Here is a 17657-nt window from a genome sequence, read left to right as displayed (position 1 = left end):
CATATCAAGCGGTAAGAAAACACAACCGGATAACTACGTAGCGCGTACACTCACACACTTTTAGTAGCCATGTGTGTCCCTTAGTCTTCTCACCTCAAGGCTGTGCTCATCAGGAGGAGCGCAAGCGTCGCCACGCTGAGCATGGCCGACTACAGCAAGGCTGCGAAGGCGGCCGCGGCAAGCCCCTTCTCGAAGGGCGAAACGTCGGGCGCGCTTCTTGGATCGCAGGTTGATCGCGACGTCCCTATGTGCCCACGAGATGTCAGTCCGTTGGTGTTCACTTGACACACGACGCCGTGAACATGCGGCCGAGCACCTGGAGGACAACTTGACCACCGGCCAGTACGACGAGGGGCCCGAAGTCGAGGACCGACCCGACGAGCTGGACCTCACCCCGTCGCCACGTCTGCTCGAGGTCTTGGGGGACATCCCCTATCAGCCGTGGCAGTGCCTCGCCGAGTTGGTCGACAACTCCTTCGATGAGTTCCAGTCGGATCCCGACAGGGACCCTGCAGAGCCGCCGACCATACACATCACCCTGCCGAAGGCCACCAGCGCGCCGGAGGACGCCCAGGTGTCCGTATTCGATAACGGCCGCGGCATGAGCAAGTCAACGCTGGAGAACGCGTTGCGCGCAGGCTTCTCGGGGAATTCGCGCTACGGCAGCCTCGGGCTCTTCGGGATGGGCTTCAATATCGCCACAGCCCGGCTTGGGAATAAGACCACTGTCCGGACGACCCGCGCCGGCGACATGTTCTGGCTCGCCGTAGAGATCGACCTCCGAAGTCTGCAGCACAGGGAGTCCTTTCATGTGCCACTGCGCCGTGAGGCGAAGGACGATCCCGGCCTCCATGGCACGATGATCACTGTCAGCGAGCTCAAGTCGAACATGTTGGAGGCTCTCAAGAGGCCCAAGACCGTCACAACGGTCCACCAGCAGCTGGGACGCGTCTACTCGTACTTGCTGCGTGATCGAAGCCCGGTCCCCGAGCTCCCGGACGACGGCACCCTGGCTGGCCTGGGGATCAGTCTGTATATCAACGGCAAGCGGGTGCGGCCACACATCCCTTGCGTCTGGTCCGCCTCCCGCTCGGTCAAGCGCCACGGCACAGAAATCAGCGCAGTCCGAGAGATCGACCGCAAGCTGACCGACGCCTACGCCTGCATGGAGTGCGGGTACTGGCACCATCACTTCGACGTCGCCAAGTGCGTTGAGTGCGGAAGTGATCGGCTTGAGCTCCGCCACCGCAAAATGCACGGTTGGCTCGGGGTCCAGCGCTACCTGGACGAGTCCGACTACGGCATCGACTTCCTTCGCCACGGACGCAAGATCCTCTCCAGCGACAAGTCACTGTTCACATGGGTCGACCTCGACAGTGGCGAAACCTTGACCGAATATCCGATCGAGATCCCCAATAACCAGGGCCGCTTGGTCGGCGAAATCCACATCGATCATGTGCCGGTTAACTATCAGAAGACCGACTTCGACCGGTCCTCCCGCGACTGGCATGAGACAGTCCGCTACTTGCGCGGAGAAGGTCCGATGCGCCCTAAGAAGGCCAAGGAACGCGGATTCCAGGAAAACGACTCGCCTCTAGCGATCCTCTTCAAAGCCTTCCAGGAGAACGACCCCGGGCTCCGCTGCCTGATCCCCGGTAATGGGAGCAGCGCAACTCACAAACTGGCTCACGACTGGGGTAACCAGTTCCACCGAGGCCTGCCCGAGTATCAGCCGGACGACAAGTGGTATCAAGCCGTCCTTGCGCACGAGGAAGCGAAAAATAGGGAGACCACCGGCGAAGACCAGTCACCTCCTCAGACTGGCGACGATGACCTCTCGGGCCGTACCGGACTAGACCCGCTACCTCCCGCCGAGCCGCCGGCCGATGGTGAGGAACCACAACCTCCGGTCTCGCGTGAGCCCGACCCGCCAGCCGAGACAGAGGACGAACGCTACGCTCGGTATCGGCAGCATGGCCGACGTCTACACGATCTCGATGGCCAGATCATCGTGCTCGGCATGGGCAAGCGCCATGTGTCTGTCTACGAGACCACCGTGCCGGTCACTGACGCAAGCGGTGATCCTATGCCCGCTGTCGCAAGGGTCACCTCGGGTGTGGACCTGGAAGTCTACGTGTACGGGGATCACGAGATCTTCCGCGAGTTCGGTCGGGACCCTCGCGACTACGCGATCATGGAAATCGCTCAGGTCCTTCGCGCGCTCGCCCGTGACACAGATACCAAGTTCACCGTCATAGCCGCCGAGGTGACTCGGCAGTTTCCCGACCAGCGCACAACGAGCTCCGCGCTCCGCGATCGAGCCGAATCATGCCTCCGCAGAATCCGTGATCTGGCCGGTCCGGTGATCGCTCCTGTCGCTGCGGAGATGTGGGCACGCCTCTCAAACGAGAGCAAGCTTCAAGCTGAGAGCGAGGCGGCGCGCGTGGATCCCCGCCTTGACTGGCTTGCCGCCACGCAAGACGGGCGGTTCAGCTCGTACCTGAGTTACGAGGCCGTTGCTTCACTGCTCCGAAGTGCTCCAGCGGCGTTCATGGACGACAAAGTCTTCGCCGCAGCATGGGCCAGCTGGACCGCCGCTGAAGCTCGCGACAGGCAAGTGGGATACGTAGCACGTCTCCTGGAAACGATCGGCGGATTTCTGTCGGATCACAGCTTCAAGAGCCGCCGAGAGCTCGCGATGACGAGACTCGCGATCGACACGCTCGACGACATCGTCATTCGGATGGGGAAATGATGAACGCCTCCTTCGTGGACCCGGCGTTCCTCAGAGCGCTTGGCCCCACCGGATTCACTCGACAGCTGGAACGGCTCACCTGGCACCTCGGCTTCAGCGATGTAATCAACATCGATGGCTCATACGACCAGGGCGGCGATTTGCTTGCCATTCGCGGTGGGCAACGATGGGTGTTCCAAGCCAAGTGGAAGGACAGCGGTACTGTGCCGGCCTCCGCCATCGACGAGGTCATCAACGCCAAGGCCTTCTACGCAGCCGACCACGCGGTCGTCGTGACGAATGCCCACTACGGCCCTCAAACGCGAAAGCGGCGGGACGAACTCGCGGCGGTAGGCATCCGCGTCGAGCTTTGGTCCGGCAAAGAACTTCTCGATCTCTACGGCGACGACCGATACAGCGCCCCACGACTACCAGCACAGACGCTGCGCCCGTACCAAATCAAGGCTTTCGAGAACGTTGTTGAGGACCTCGACAGCTCCGGGCGAGCCCTTTTGATCCTCGCAACCGGCCTCGGCAAGACCGTGGTCGGGGGTGAGGTTATAGCCAGGCACCTGCACCGAGCTCCGAACGCCAAGATCCTCGTGGTCGCACCCACCAAGGACCTTGTTGAACAACTCGAACGCGCACTGTGGTCACAGTTGCCCAAGACCGTCCGGACACAGCTCCTCACCGGCGACACTAAACCCGACGATCTGCGCGGCGTGACCTGCGCGACGGTCGCGAGCGCCTTCAACTTCGCCAAGAAGGGATACCGCCCAGAACTTGTCATGGTCGACGAAGCCCACCACGTGGGAGAAGATGGGCAGCTATCCGAACTCCTTGAGATCCTCTCGGCTAGCCAACAGTTCGGTGTGACCGCCACCCCTTGGAGAGGCGACCAGTTCGACATCCGCGAGGCGTTCGGTGAGCCGAGCTTCTGCCTCGGCATCGAGGACGGCATGAACCTCGGTTACCTCGCCGAAGTCCGCTACCGACTCTACGCGGACAACATCGACTGGGACTTCGTGCAGGATGCTAGCGAGCACAGCTACACGATCAAGGATCTCAACGCCAAGCTGTTCCTGCCCGAGCGGGATGAGGCCATCCGCGACCGCCTAATCAACGTGTGGGGCCAAACACCGGACCCTCGAGCTGTGGTCTTCTGCCGAACTATCGAGCACGCAGAACGCCTGGCCGAGATGCTTAACCACGTTCCGCAATGGAAGGGCGCGGAAGCCGTTCACGCACGCCTGGACCGACGCGAGCGTCAGCTACGTCTTATGCGCTTCCGCAACGGCGATGTTCCGATCATCACCGCTGTGGACATTCTCAACGAGGGCGTCGACATCCCTGACGTCAACATCTTGTGCTTCGCACGTGTAACGCACAGTCGCCGAATCTTCGTCCAGCAGCTTGGTCGTGGCCTCCGCCTCCGGCCCGGCAAGAAACACGTCGAGGTCCTCGATTTCGTCAGTGACATCCGCCGCGTCGCCGCAATCTTGAACATGAGCCAACGCATCGCCGCCGACGAGATCGAAACTCTCAGGCTGGCCGAACGCGGCACTACGTTCGAGTTCAGCGACCAACGAGCCGAAAGTCTCATGCGAGAATGGATCAATGACGCGGCCAGTTTGGAGACCGCCCTCGACGAAGCCCGACTCCAGTTCCCCCACCCTGAGGCATTCCACTGACCATGAGCCAACTTCCCGAAGATCTGCGCCGCTCCGTCATCATTGAGGTTTACCGGCAGGCAGCCGAACTCGACTGGGACGGCATGACCGACCGACAGCGCACCAACCAGTACAACCGATGGCTGGACGACCCAAAGATCGGCGGCGAGCTATCACGCTACCTGCACCGCGACAAGATCCGCTATTGGCTGAAGGATGTACCCATAAAGGAGTACGCCCGAGCCCGCAGCGGCATCGGCAACCTCGCCGACCTCGTCAGCATTAGACTTCCCAGCCCGGATCAGATATCCAAGCAGGTCATGGGCGCAGAATGGTCGGCCGTCGAGAACTCGATCCGCGAGAAACCCCTTCGCTGCCATATCCAAAACGGCCAGCACAAACGCCTCATGATCTGGGGGCCGCCAAAGACGCTTCGGGACCTAGTGTGGGCCGGCATCAACGCCGTCGTCGATGGAACGGAGCCCCAACCGATCTTGGTGATCGCTAGCCCTCAAGGGCAGGAACTTGACCCCGGCGAGAAGCGGAGGCACGTCCTCCTCGGACGTGTGGCTGATCTCGAAGTTCGGCACACCGTCCTCAGGATGTGGAGAGTCGAGCCGGCTTCGTCCTAATCCATGCGCGTCGCCGGTCAGGATGTCAGCGCAACGAGATAGAGCTTGTCATGTTATTTTCGAGGGCGCTTTAGCTTGAGCAGCTCAGCAATCTGAGCGGCGGCGACGTCCGGGCGCTCGTGCTCCCACACACGGATGCTCTCCCAGCCAGCTTGCTGCAGAAGGCGATCGGTCTCCCGGTCTCGGCTCTGGTTCGCCGCTATCTTGGCCGCCCAAAACTCTGAGTTCTTGCGTGCAGGCCGGTAGTGCTTGTCGCAGCCGTGCCAGTAGCAGCCATCGAGAAAGACCGCGACTTTGTCCCGTGTGAACACAAGATCGGCGGTCCTCCGCACTACAGGAAGCGGGCGAATACCGACTCGGTACCTGAGGCCAAGAGCATGCACTGCCGAGCGGAGTGCGAGTTCCGGACGAGTGTCACGACTCCTGTTCCCGCGCATTACAGCGCGGACAGCCGGGGTGGAAGCCCATGACACGGGCTCCTGGGCGCGTTCCCCTGAAGGTGGTGTATCGACGAGGAGACCCCGTTCCATGGCCATCCGCCACCCTTGGGCGAGATTCTCCTCTCGCGTCTCGTGGTCAACCTCGCCGACATACCGAGCTGGAGAACGTCCCCGATCCGACCAGCGGAGATAAGCGCGGATACGTCGAGTCTTCGGAAGGAGCTTCAGGTAGATGGAGGCACATGCGTAACGCCCGTCGCCGAGATCGACCATTCGACGGTGCCGCCCGCCAGCAGCCCGATCCTGCTCGACTGCGGCTGCCTCCCGGCTGCGGCCCTTGCGCCCTTTCCACGCCCGATCAGGGGGCGGTTTGTCCTTCCACCGGCCTGAGCTGGAGACCCCTTCGGTCATGACCTGTGCTCAGCCTCATCCAACGCGTCGGCTACCGCCTCAGCGAAGACCTCCCCAAGCAGAACCGGCACAGCGTTGCCGAGCTGACGCATCTTCTCTCCGCGCGGCCCTTGAAGCTTCCAGTCATCAGGAAAGGTCATGACACGAGCAGCCTCCCGGACGGTCATATAACGATGTGTACCATCATCGAGCATCATGACCGACTCGCCCCCAGGGACCCCGTGGACGCCCGCCTTGACCGTCTTCGCGGGACGATCCAGCTCGTTGGGCGTGTGCCCAGGATAGATCCGCGCGTCGGGCCAGCCAATATGGTCTCTGAAGCCCCCAAGATAGTGCTCTTGCCTATCAAGCCACTCGGCAGGAACAGGAGGAAGCGGCTTCTCGCAGCCCTCGATGCCCTCGATACCCGCTATCGCGTCTCGGAGGGTACGCCAAGGACGTTTGCCGTCAGCCAGCGGAAGTACGGTCGGCAGCCGCTCAAGTACACGTTTCCTGACCTGTTCGGGCACGTTGTGCCGCTCCCAATAGTCACCCTCAACCATGGAACGGATTAGTGCCGCCTCTGAGAACGTCGGCTCGATGAGCTTTTTGAACCTCTCGAGATCAACACCAAGGTCAGCACGAAAGGCGACGATGATGATCCGTTGCCTGATCTGAGGAACGCCGTAGTCGGCAGCGTTTACAGGAGTCATGATTACCTGATAGCGCCGCGATGTATCTCCATCCCCCTCCGCGATGCGCTCGCGAAGCACAGCATCATGCTCCTGCCAGGTCACATTCTCAAGACGCTCCTCGAAGGGGAGCTCCATCTCGCGAAGGATGTACTCGAAGTAGGGCTTGAAGGAGGGTCGGAGAAGTCCACGGACGTTCTCGCAGATAACCGCCTGGGGTCTCATCTCTCGAATGGCGCGGAACATCTGCGGGAACATGTTCCGCTCATCCTCATCCCCCTTGGCCACTCCCCCCAAGCTGAACGGCTGGCAGGGAGGGCCGCCCGCGAGCACATCGACCCTGCCGGCAAGGTACTCAAAATCAACCCCGCGCACGTCACCTTCGATCAGTGGCCACGCCTCGCCGGGCTCGGGGATCCAAGGCGCCTCTCCCTCCGGCACCCGCTCAGCTCCATTGGACGCCAAGGTCTCACAGGCCCGCTTGGCGAACTCATTGAACAGCAGCGGCCGGAAGCCAGCACGGTGGACCGCCATCGCCAGTCCACCTCCGCCGGCGAACAGCTCTACGGCGGAACGATCCCGGACTTGCCCTTCTCCCTGATCAAGCACTATGAAAGCATACCGCGGAGTTGTTGATCTTCAAGCCCTTTCCGGAGAATTATTCGACCTGTTCGAGAACCTATGGGAGACCGACCGCGAGAGCAGCCCGCCGTGATCCGATTCACGGGTAACCTTTCACGAGTGCCGGACTACGCCCCCCAGTTCTATGATCCGCTAGACACCAGGAACATCACCTCTGTCATCTGCCGAGAGCTCGAGGCTCAGCCGCTGATCCCCTTGGCGCCGGAGATCCCGCGGTTCGATGGCTCGGGCCTCTACGCGATCTACTACATAAGCGAGACCGAGCCCCTATACGCACCGCTCGTCCCGCACGACATCCCGGTCTACGTCGGGCAGTCGTTATCACACAACAGCGCGACGGGTGTCGCGGTCAGAGGCAGGACCCCACTCTGGTCCCGAGTCCGGGGACATGCGCGCTCCATCGAGGGCGGTGGGCTCCGCCTAGCGGAGTTCGCTGTACGCCTCCTGCGCATGCCCGACGTTCACGCCGATCTTGGCGAGAATGGCCTGCGCGTCAACTACCAGCCCGTATGGAACGCCATCCTGCGCGGCTTCGGCAGTAACGAACAAGGATCGTCGACACGGCAGAGCGCCCGAAGCAAATGGGATACCGTGCATCAGGGTCGCAACCGCACCTATGGCGAGAGCACCCACGACCGCGACAAGCTGATCAAAGAAGCGCGGAGGCACATCAGCACCCGGATCGCCCAGCTTGGGGATGTTCCTTGGCGGTGAACCCAGTGCGTAGAGAGCACTCGACAAGCTCTCCGACCGTGATCCACATGATGACCCAGATCGTTATGTCCGCCAATATATCGCTACAACATAGCCTTGGATCATGGCGAGCGTTCACAGAGGCAACGAACCCTACAACCCTCTTGACGAGGAGAATCTCGCGCGAGGAGTCGCGGACGCGCTTGAGCGTCAACCTGTCCATCGGCTGCCTCCTCCGGCCTTCTTCGGGCCCGGCCTCTACGCCTTGTACTACGTGGGGGATTTCGATCTCTATGCGCCGCTCGCCGAACTCTGTCGCCGGCAAGCAGGACCCGACAGCTTGGACGTCGGCCCAGGAGCCATACCCATCTACGTCGGCAAGGCCGCGGCCAGTGGGAGTCGTCACGGCAACGTGCAGGGCGCCAAGGACAAGACCTTGCACCTTAGAATCGGCAAGCACCTGCGTTCGATCGAAGCCGCTCAGAGCACACTCAAGGCCAGCGATTTTCGCGTTCGCTATCTGCGTGTACGTGATATATGGATCCCTCTTGGCGAGTATGGGCTACTTCAGCGATACACCCCCGTCTGGAACAAGGTTCTGGATGGGTTCGGAAACAACGACCCTGGCAGGGGCCGCTACGATCAAGCCCGTTCTCCCTGGGATACCCTCCATCCGGGCCGTACCTGGGCGGAGAGGTTGACTCCTAATCCCCAGCCCTCGAACGTACATGAAGACCGAGTCCGTCTTGCAATCGCGGCGATCACTCAGCATCAGCCCGTACCCGAGTCCCTCCTGACCGATAGACCCGAAGAACCCACCACACTCTTCTCCATCGATTGAAACTGGGCTCCAAAGGGACAATAGCTGCGCCGGTCATCGCCTGACTCGTCCAAGGTGACGAGGACATCGTTCGCGATGTGATCCACCGCCTACAGCGAGATCGGGCTGGCCTGCCTTGAGCTGGTTGAGCATCATGTCGGCGAAGGCGCGGACATGGTCGTAAAGCATGGCCGAGGTGAACAGGCGGTGGTGAGGGCGTCCAGGTGCTGCTGCTCAGCATATGATTTGAAGACTCACCCGACCGGAACTTCGAGACCACGCTCAATCAGATTGAGTACGCCTTGGCTCGGCTGCCCGAGCGGACCTTCGTCTTCGGTGCTCGGCATCCGGCCCACGCCGGACGGGCTGGGCATCCGCAGCCAGCCGAACCGGTTGCCGGCCGTCTACTATGACACCCAGGGCGCCACGTACCTTCACGGCTGCTACTCCGGCGACGATGACCAGCTGTGCAGCGAAAAACGAGCGAACCCACCGGGCCAGCTCGTCCTTCTCGGGGCTGGCCAGGGCCATCAGCACGGCGGCGACCGTCATCCAGGTATGTCTGACTCACCCAGGTACAGATCGACTGCGTGGACGGCTGGAATTCCTTGGCCAGCTCCTCCGGCGTTCGTCCCGCGTGCACCAGCTCCACCATCTGCCGGCGAAACTCCGGCGGAAGGATGTCTGCTGTGCCAAACGACTATCTGGGAATAGGGTTCCCCAGAGAACAGGTGCCCACAAACCGGGCTAACTCCAATATCACTGCAACTCGGGACTCCAATATCCGACTATGTTGCGTTTTGGGGATCCGTACAGATACCAGCGCGAGAGGTAGCGGTTCCAGCAACGGCAGGCGGTTTCAGGGAGGAGGAGACAGCCGTGATCGGCGCCTTCAGTAGCGTGCATGCAATGGGGATCGTAGAGGCAAGTATCATTGTCGAGTGCTCTGTTAACCACGGCGTCGAGATTTTGCTCCAGGACAGTACGCAGTGCGCCGATGCTGAATTCGCTGTGTCCGTTGGGATGCAGGGCGAAGGATAGTTCGTAGGGGAACAGGTACTCCGAGAGAGAAGTCTCCGAGTAGCCCGAGTCGACAGATAGCGCGCGAAGCATCTGATGGGCAAGGGTGTGCAGCAATCCGAACAGTTGGCGCGCGGCCCATTGTGGATGGCTCGGTTTGATATCGGCAGGGAAGTCGGGGAGTTGTCCGTCCGCAGGGTTGAGGTGAGCGACGAACCACCGTCGAAGGTCGGCAGCGTTGCCCACGCGAGACGAATGCACGAGCTTGTTGGCCAAGATCCATCGTCGGACGCGATCTTCGTCCAGCGCGAACAGCAAGGCCTCGGTGGTGGTGGGGTGCGCGAAGAGCAGGGTGGTCATCGGTGACCCGCGGGAGACCTTTCCCCGGTGGGGGACGAGATCGGCCTCGGCCGGGCTGAAGCCGGTGCGGGAGTAACCGACTGCGAGATATGTCACCGGGAAGTCACCCAGGAGGCAGGTACGGTCGGGGTCATAGCCGGCATGGGATAGCACGGCCGGGTAGGTAGAGTACAGGTCACGCCGTGCAGGAGTGGCGGCCTGTTGCTTCAACCGGTCGAGGGTGAGTTGGTCCAGTTCCAGGACTCGTTGGTAGGTGGACAGGCTGGCGGCTAGCGCCTGGCCTCGTTCGTCTTGTAGCGGGTCGTAGCCGAGGATTTTCTGTACCGAATCCGCGAGTCGCTCCAGGTCAACGGGAACGAACCGGCGACGTAGCGCCTCGGCTTGTTCCGTCAGCCCCGCGTTGTACATGGCGGCGATCGAGTCGAGTACCTCTTGCGGGACCTCTGCGGAAGTAGGGGCGGACACTAGGCGCTGGTAGTCCTCCTGACTACACTCCCCCAGCCAGCGCGCCAGAGTCGCGACGATGTAGCCGGGCGCTTTGGTGGTACGGGCTTGGGCCTTGGTAAGCACGTTAACTAGGTTCAACCCCTGTCCGGCGTAGGCTGACCCGGCGGTATGCAGCAGAGGGGCCATCGTCTTGGTCGGCCATGAGCATCCCGCAGTGTTGGGGCAGAAAGCCTGAAGATGCAGGCTAATACCGCAGGACAGACACTCCCACCGGAAGTCTTTGAACCGGCTGACACGGTCATTGAGTCGGAAGGTGCTATGGCCACGCCCACAGTTTCCGGGAGGTTTCATCGGTTGGAGTTCACCGCACGGGTGGGCGAACACGAACTGCAGTTGCCGATTGCCGTTGACATGGCCGCAGCTGGGGCATGGGCCGGGCCAGTCGTGGCCGGCGCGGGGATCTTGGGCTTCCCAGACACGTCCGCAAACGGCGCGGGCGCAGCGGATCACGCGTGGCCAGACGCGGCAGAAGACCTTGCCTGGAATGACGATCTGGTAATGGGCGGAGGCGAGTGGTTGATCGGTGGGGAACTCTGGAGCTCGATCCACGCCTCCCTGGGCTCGGCCCTCAGCTCGCCACCGACGGACCAACCGCATTGCTTCGGTAATTAGAAAATCTCGGTCCAGGGTCGGGCCATCGTAGGTCTCGTCGTGAGCGTACTGGCGGACCTGCGCGATGAAACCACCATTGTGATCGAAGGTCTGGTCAGGCCGGTATCGGAATAGGACTTGACCACGGGCGCGCTGCATATCGCGGTCGTGAGGGTCAAACGCCACTAGGACCTCCGGTCCGGAAGAGTGATGAACGGGATGCCCTCGGCGACGTCTCGAAGGCTCGTCATCGATTGGTGCTCCATCCCAAGATTGTCCGCAGTGGCACGGTAGGCACGACTGCCCCCCACAGCCCCAGCAGCCGCGCCAGCCGCTCGCAATGTGTCCACCGCCCTGCGGACGCGCTCGTCGAGATCGTTGATTAGTTCATGTGCCTCATCTCGGTCGCCGAGATATGCCTGGTACAAGGAATCCAGCAGCGCCTGTAGTTGCACCGCAGGCAACCCACCCGCCGAGGGAACACGCAACGCGGCTTTGACGCGGCCCAACTCGTGCAAGTGGGCGGGCGCCCCACCAGCATCCCAAAATGCGCGGTTTGCTACCTGCAGTAGATAGCCCATCAACACCCCGGGCAGAGTCCGACGCACTGCGAAACGGCTCCACCGGTTAATCGCAACCGGCTCGACCATGCGATCCAGGTATTCGTGGAACTTCCCATGGTAACGGAAATGCGAGCGGTCGCGTTCCCGAACCGCATTGAAGATCATGAAGATAATGCCGAGATGCGCACGGCCAACCCGTGAGCTAGCTTGAATGTATTCGGCCATGGCCCGGGGCATGCCATTGAACACCATGAGATTGAGCCGATCGACGTCAACGCCGTGACTAACCATGCTGGTAGCCACGACCGCCTCGTTATGTCCCCCAGGGGTGCTGAGGTCTTTGAGGGTCTCGCCGACTTGGTCGAACGGGGTCTCCCCCTTGAGCTCGGCGACCTTCACCTCCTCCCAGCCGTCTTGGCGCAGATATTCGTTGACCTGGGTGTCCATCGAGCGCCGGATTTTGCCGAAATCCACCAGACTAGTGACGTAGGTAAGGCTGGTGCGATACAGGTCCACTAGGGCGTCTAGGTCGGCGGCCGGAAGGGTTGCCAGCGACTCGGGGACGAGGACGCGCTCCTGCAGGCGGCGGATTGCGGTGTGCGCCGCGGTCAGGATGCGGACCACCGTCATCTCCGCCGTGGTCCGGGTGGGCAGCACCCCGACGAAGCGGCGCAGTGGCGCCTCGGGGTCGACTTGCCAGTAGAAGGATTCGTGCAGCGACGGACCAGGAAGTGGAACCACGACCGAACGCAACCCGAACAAGTGCTCGCACTGGCGATCCTCTCCACGGATCGTCGCACTAGTGGCGATCACCTTCATCCGGACACCACGGCGGTCGGGGCGGGTAGAGGCCGACAGGGTCTGTTGCACCGCAGCCAGGAGCCCTTCATAGTGCCCGCTGAAGACCCCCAGTTCCTCATTCACCATGTGCAGTTCGTCAACGATCTCTAGCGTTGGGGACGGATCGTGCAGCGGCCGATCGAGTTCGGTCAGAGGCACCTTCGGGTGATGTGACGCGCGTTCGTGACATTTACCGCCGCGCCCATAGCCGTGCAGTTTGCACTTGCAGTCAACGTCCCCAAGCAACGAACCGAACCGGTCGGACAGGCCGATGGCGGCGAGCTTGTCCAGCGTGCCGACCAATACTGCTGGCAGGTATCGGTAGATTTCGCGATCAGTGACATACAGAGGTAGCGTCTTGCCGCACTCTGGGTGTTGACAGCGGTGTTGGAGCTGCAGGGCGTCTGGATCGGGGGGCGGCACGACAATGCTGCGCTGTCGGCAATAGGGACACCGGTCGACCAGCCGATACCGGTTGCGAGCCGTCTCGTCACGGCGCAGCCGGTCGACCAGTCCAGCCTCGTTCAAGGAATTCGGCGTGTTGGAGCCACCGGCGTAGAAGCCGATCCTGAATGGCGCACCGGGGGCGCCCCCTACCTGCCGCAGTTCATCAGCCGCTTCAGCTCGTACGAGGTCGGCCATAGCCACGACGTCCAACTGTCGCTGAGTCTGCTGCAATGACAGCAGCCGTAGCGGGAATCGGCACCACGCGCTGATGCCACTGATCTTGCCACGGGCTCGGTCGTAGAACAGGCAACACACTGTCAAACCGAGATATGCCTCGGTCTTCCCTCCTCCAGTGGGATACCAAAGGACGCTGACCGCTTGCGTGGGGTCACCGGAGTTCGGGTCGCCCCACAGACCCTTAGTGAACTCATCAGGGTCGTGTTCACGCCAAGCCAGCGCAGACAGTTGACTCACAAGGAAAACCAACTGGAACAGACGCCACCCGGAGTGCAGGCGCTCGGATTTCTGCCCGAGGCGGTACATCGTCTTGTTGGTCAGCTTAAAGGCCAACAGCAGTCGCGGATCCCGTTCCAGCCACTGCAGCCCGTCGGCGAAGCGGGCGATCTCGTGACTGAATGCCTCCCGGTCTTGAGCCTTTCGTGAAGCAAGATCTGGTTCGAGACCGTCGATGCTCCACGCGGGATCGTCATGGTAGGCGGCCAGATCCTCAGCCAGTTCACGGAGGACCGGCAGCGGGTCGGACTCCAAGATCGCGTATTCGGTGGCCGCATGCTGGCGGGCAAAGGCTCTGCTGGTCTGATGTACCGGCGCTGGGACGCTACACAGGCCCACGAGTCGGTCTTCGGAGTCGGTAAGCTTCTCCACTCCGCAGTTACTGGCATAGCCGGGTAGATCTCGGTCATAGCGGTAGGCGTCAGGACCCAAATTCATGCGGATTGGAAGTACAACCCCTGCCTGTGCACGAACGGCAAGCCGCGCCCGGAACAGGAAATGGTCACGCGATTCGTCGTGGCGCTCCTGGCCAGCTGAGCGGCCACGTCCCTGAACCACAACGGTTGGGTCCGTAGACTTGTTCTCTAGATTCACCGCCACCCGAATTCGGCCCTCCACAGGCCTGCTAGTCAGGTGGATGTGTGCCTCGAAGGACGGCAAGACCGCATCGCCGGCGTTGGTTTGCTCAACCCAGGTCTCGAAGGCCTCCTCTGATGTCAGGGCATCAGAGGGAACAGAGCGTTCACGTCGGTCGTCGCCATGTCGTCGCTCCACACGTCGATCGGCCTCAGCTGTGCCGCGGACGCGGGCGAACTCCGACGCGAACTGCTGCTGGCCGGTAACCACAACGGTCGGCGTGCCAGTACCTACCGCGACCGGCAGGGGACCCACCTCGACGTCGACCTTTTGGAATACTGGAGCCAGTCGATAGGAATCGGCCGTGCCCAGTCTGTCTGCCAGATAGTTGATCTGCTCGGTGTAGGTCGGCATCCGCCGGTAGTAGCAGCTCGCCGATGCGCTCACCAATAGCTCGGCGGCATCGCCCGTGATCTCAAACTCGAATCCCAAAGAGGATGGCGTGGCCCGGCCCATGCGCACAACGTTCACTGACAGGTTCAAGTCCGTCGGTGCCAGGCTGGCGAGGTAATACCGAGCCGAGGGGGGCTCGCCCACACAGGTATCTCCTCCGCTTACCCCAGTGGCGTCCTCCACCACCGCCGACGCCAGGTAATCTGCCATCGCCTCCTGATGCGCCCTGGTCGGCGTGAACTCTGGGTTGAAGATACTCATGGTTGCTCCCCGCATTGGTCGGTGTCGAAGGGCTCATCAGGATCGTCGGCATCGCGGCGCTGACCGGTCACAATCAGTGGAACGGCGGCGTAGCGCTCGATCTGTGCCACGCGCACCACCACCACTGCGGTCTCAACATCGCCCGCCGTCAACCCACTAGCTTGATCGAGAATTTCGTCGGAAGGTAAACGGCCCTTTTGGGTCGCTGGCCCGAGCAGACGAGTCAACATGGTCAGGCGACGGCCCAGCCGAACATGCGAATGGCGCAGTGTCCGCATCGCGCGCCATATCTCCCAGTGGTTGGTCGTCAAGACGCGGTCTTCGAGCAGATCACCCAGGCGCCGCACGTCAGCCGGGTCGTCGGGACCGATGGTGGTCCCAGTGCACCAAAGGCGAACGGTTTGTGCCTGGACACGGCAGCCAAACTTCACCAATGCCCGATGTAACCCATGGTAAGTGCGGTGCACGGTATGGGCACGTCTCACTGCGGCACGCCACTGCTCTACCCAGACGGTAGCCACCGCGAGTTCCGGGACTTCCCCCGCAACCTCCAATACCTTGGCCAACAGAGTTTTGTGGGCGTCACCGTCAATGAACACCAACTGGTCGCCAGCATCCAGACGGTCGGCTTCGACCTGCTCGGTGCGCCCGCTAGAACGGCACCACCGCCACACCAGACTGTGGGCGTGCAGCCATGCCCAGGTACCGTCCACAAACCGCACACGAAGACCTGCGCCAAGCTCCGAAGTGTCCACCTCGGATGCAATTTTGGAGGAAGGGATCCGGTCGAATTCGACACCGCTCCATAGGAGGCCGTCCCATAGTCGAGGAGGTAGTTCCGGCGGGTGCGGCACACTTACCTGGATGTCGATGTCTGCTTCGACTGCGTCGAAGTCCTGGTATTGAAAGCCGCCTGCCATTGGTTGCCCAGAGCGCAAAGCGGCACAGGCTCGTATGCGCTGGCTCGGCACGGACATTTCTAGTCCGACCTTCGTCTGCATCATGATGGCTTTTGCCACGATGGTGGCTTCGTCGAAGCCGTCATCAATGTCCCGCTCAGCCTGCCGGTCGGAATTCGATGCGGTGTAGGCCAACACCACCAGCTCTGCGGCGATGCCGGACCGGTAGACCCAACGTCCCCAACTCGGTGACATACCCAGTAGCACCGCTACATCCGCAGGAGCGGTGTCCTCCAACTCGCCCAGCGATGCTACCCGCACCAGCGGCCACCGCTGCGCCAGGTACTCCCGATACACGCGAGCCAGCATCGCCGTACGGGTCACCACCAGCACGTCCTTGCCCTCGTCCAGGCCCGCAGACAGCAACGGTGGTAGAGCGCTGGCCTTGGAGCCATACCCATTGCCATCCGCCAGGCCAGCACGCTCGGCCGCACGCAGTGCGCTCAGAAGCCCCGCCAGCTCCGCCTCGATCATGGGAAGCCACTCGTCACGAAGTTCGCCAACGCTGCAGATCATCGCGCCACGGGCGAGCTCGTCGATACGACGATCCAACGAACGACTACATAGCTGCTCATAGCTGCTCACGGGCATGGCCAGCCCTACCAGGTCATGGAACAGGCCAAAAGCAGCTACGACCAGCTTGCGGACGAACAGCGAGCGACCGGCAAGTCGCACCAGCGACGCGATGTCATCCCAGAACAAACGGGCGTTGTCGCACACAGCCGGCGCCAAGACCGGCACGATACGCACCCGTCGGCGCGCGCGATTGGCAACTCGGACCGCGCCCTCCCCCTCGACGAGTGCGTGATAGGCAGTCCCTGACTGCACCGCCCAGTCGTACCCGAAAACCGCCATTTGAGAAGCAGCGCGCAGAGCAGCCGCGTCAGCAGGATCCCGAGCAACAACAACGGTCGGCATGCCAATCTCTGCCAGGCTCGCCGTACCCTCGGCAGGCAGATCGACGATGAGTAGGTCCAGTTCGCCCAGACGGCGGACCGCATCAATCGAGTCAACGAATACCGTCGACCAGCACCCATTCTCGCTGTCGATCACGCTCAACATGCCGTTCGCACCGACCGTCGCAGCTGGCACGATCGCACGCATGGGCACGCCACCGACGCCGACGCGTTCCTGCACGGCCAGCCCACGATAGAAGCCCCGCAACCGGTAGTCAGTCGTCACGACACCCACACGCAAAGGGCTGGGGCCAGCCTGTCCCACCATCAGGCGGTTGCGCACCATGGCGTCGATGTGCGCTGCCGCTGCGAGGAGCGCAGCCAAGGGAGAAAGGGGATCGGCAGGACAGATCATGACCGAGCCGCGGCAGGTCATTGCGTACTCGACAGCTCGCAACGCGTCGACATCCAGGAGAGAGGCCTCGAGGACTTTGCCACCAGATGAAAGACGGCCTTCAAGCAGGCAAGAAGAAAGGCCCGCACCTAAGGCGGGTGGCAGGGGAACCTGCGGACACCGATCGTCCGCAGTTCCATAAGGGACAGCGTCCACGACGAACTCCAATGCCTGTACGGACCTCGGAGTGACGAGGGCACGACGCCCAAGTTTTATCTGTCGAGGTTCTCTGGCAAGTAAAACTATCCCCTACCGAGCGACTCCACGCAACCGATTCTGCGCATTTGGGGTTGATGCAGCACATTCTTCCGAAAACATGAAACTTATTCTCGATAGGACTCGACGCCATAAATCAACTCTAATCTGCATCGAGCGCCATCAAGAACACGCAATAGGATATATGGGTAGAGTTAGCCTCGATCTTTCTCGACCTTGAGCTGGTTGGCTGAGGGATTCGGCTGGAGGTCGATTGCCTCGCTGTGGTCAGCGTGGGTGCCCGGCTGT

10 protein-coding genes are annotated in these 17657 nt (G+C 61.8%); 5 read left to right on the top strand and 5 right to left on the bottom strand.

Annotated features, from left to right (window positions below):
* Positions 1 to 328: 328 nt before the first annotated feature.
* Genes ACGFI7_RS32830 through ACGFI7_RS32820 form a run of 3 tightly spaced genes read left to right on the top strand, consistent with a single transcriptional unit; the run spans position 329 to position 5036 of the window.
* Positions 329 to 2755, top strand: coding sequence for an ATP-binding protein (locus ACGFI7_RS32830; RefSeq protein ID WP_393411431.1), 2427 nt, complete (start codon positions 329 to 331; stop codon positions 2753 to 2755).
* The gene (locus ACGFI7_RS32825; protein ID WP_393411429.1) at positions 2752 to 4425 is read left to right on the top strand and encodes a DEAD/DEAH box helicase family protein; all 1674 of its coding nucleotides are present in this window, start codon (positions 2752 to 2754) and stop codon (positions 4423 to 4425) included. The genes ACGFI7_RS32830 and ACGFI7_RS32825 overlap by 4 nt, the downstream gene beginning before the upstream one ends.
* 2 nt (positions 4426 to 4427) lie before the next feature.
* Entirely contained in the window at positions 4428 to 5036 is a 609-nt protein-coding gene (locus ACGFI7_RS32820) for a hypothetical protein (protein ID WP_393411427.1), read from the top strand.
* A 53-nt stretch (positions 5037 to 5089) separates the two neighbouring features.
* Here the strand turns inward: ACGFI7_RS32820 and ACGFI7_RS32815 are convergent, their stop codons facing one another.
* Positions 5090 to 5473 (bottom strand): very short patch repair endonuclease, encoded by a 384-nt coding sequence (locus ACGFI7_RS32815; RefSeq protein ID WP_393412155.1) that lies wholly within the window; start codon positions 5471 to 5473, stop codon positions 5090 to 5092.
* 410 nt (positions 5474 to 5883) lie between these two features.
* A complete protein-coding gene (locus tag ACGFI7_RS32810; RefSeq protein WP_393411425.1) occupies positions 5884 to 7167 on the bottom strand; it encodes a DNA cytosine methyltransferase in 1284 nt (427 codons plus the stop codon).
* 132 nt (positions 7168 to 7299) lie between these two features.
* Here ACGFI7_RS32810 and ACGFI7_RS32805 point away from each other — a divergent pair, with 132 nt between their 5' ends.
* Together ACGFI7_RS32805 and ACGFI7_RS32800 are read left to right on the top strand one after the other, a co-directional pair.
* Complete coding sequence (locus ACGFI7_RS32805) at positions 7300 to 7914, top strand: Eco29kI family restriction endonuclease (RefSeq protein WP_393411423.1); 615 nt, start codon at positions 7300 to 7302, stop codon at positions 7912 to 7914.
* Between the two features lie 103 nt (positions 7915 to 8017).
* On the top strand, positions 8018 to 8734 hold the full coding sequence (locus ACGFI7_RS32800) for an Eco29kI family restriction endonuclease (RefSeq protein WP_393411421.1): 717 nt from the start codon (positions 8018 to 8020) through the stop codon (positions 8732 to 8734).
* A gap of 738 nt (positions 8735 to 9472) precedes the next feature.
* Here ACGFI7_RS32800 and ACGFI7_RS32795 read toward each other — a convergent pair.
* The 3 genes from ACGFI7_RS32795 to ACGFI7_RS32785 form a co-directional block, all read right to left on the bottom strand.
* Positions 9473 to 10663, bottom strand: coding sequence for a hypothetical protein (locus tag ACGFI7_RS32795; RefSeq protein ID WP_393411419.1), 1191 nt, complete (start codon positions 10661 to 10663; stop codon positions 9473 to 9475).
* Between the two features lie 713 nt (positions 10664 to 11376).
* Positions 11377 to 14844 (bottom strand): helicase C-terminal domain-containing protein, encoded by a 3468-nt coding sequence (locus ACGFI7_RS32790; protein WP_393411417.1) that lies wholly within the window; start codon positions 14842 to 14844, stop codon positions 11377 to 11379.
* The gene (locus tag ACGFI7_RS32785) at positions 14841 to 17309 is read right to left on the bottom strand and encodes a DrmE family protein (RefSeq protein WP_393411415.1); all 2469 of its coding nucleotides are present in this window, start codon (positions 17307 to 17309) and stop codon (positions 14841 to 14843) included. The genes ACGFI7_RS32790 and ACGFI7_RS32785 overlap by 4 nt, the downstream gene beginning before the upstream one ends.
* Positions 17310 to 17657: the final 348 nt, after the last annotated feature.

The organism is Nonomuraea sp. NPDC048826, assembly GCF_043198225.1.
GTDB lineage: Bacteria > Actinomycetota > Actinomycetes > Streptosporangiales > Streptosporangiaceae > Nonomuraea.
Note: the sequence above shows the minus strand (reverse complement) of the source record. Positions and strands in the feature narration are given on the sequence as shown.

What these genes read in the sequence shown, in the direction of transcription:
- ACGFI7_RS32815 (WP_393412155.1), bottom strand. Translation starts at nt 5,473, where the DNA reads ATGCGCGGGAACAGGAGTCGTGACACTCGTCCGGAACTCGCACTCCGC.
- ACGFI7_RS32800 (WP_393411421.1), top strand. Translation starts at nt 8,018, where the DNA reads ATGGCGAGCGTTCACAGAGGCAACGAACCCTACAACCCTCTTGACGAG.
- ACGFI7_RS32790 (WP_393411417.1), bottom strand. Translation starts at nt 14,844, where the DNA reads ATGAGTATCTTCAACCCAGAGTTCACGCCGACCAGGGCGCATCAGGAG.
- ACGFI7_RS32820 (WP_393411427.1), top strand. Translation starts at nt 4,428, where the DNA reads ATGAGCCAACTTCCCGAAGATCTGCGCCGCTCCGTCATCATTGAGGTT.
- ACGFI7_RS32825 (WP_393411429.1), top strand. Translation starts at nt 2,752, where the DNA reads ATGATGAACGCCTCCTTCGTGGACCCGGCGTTCCTCAGAGCGCTTGGC.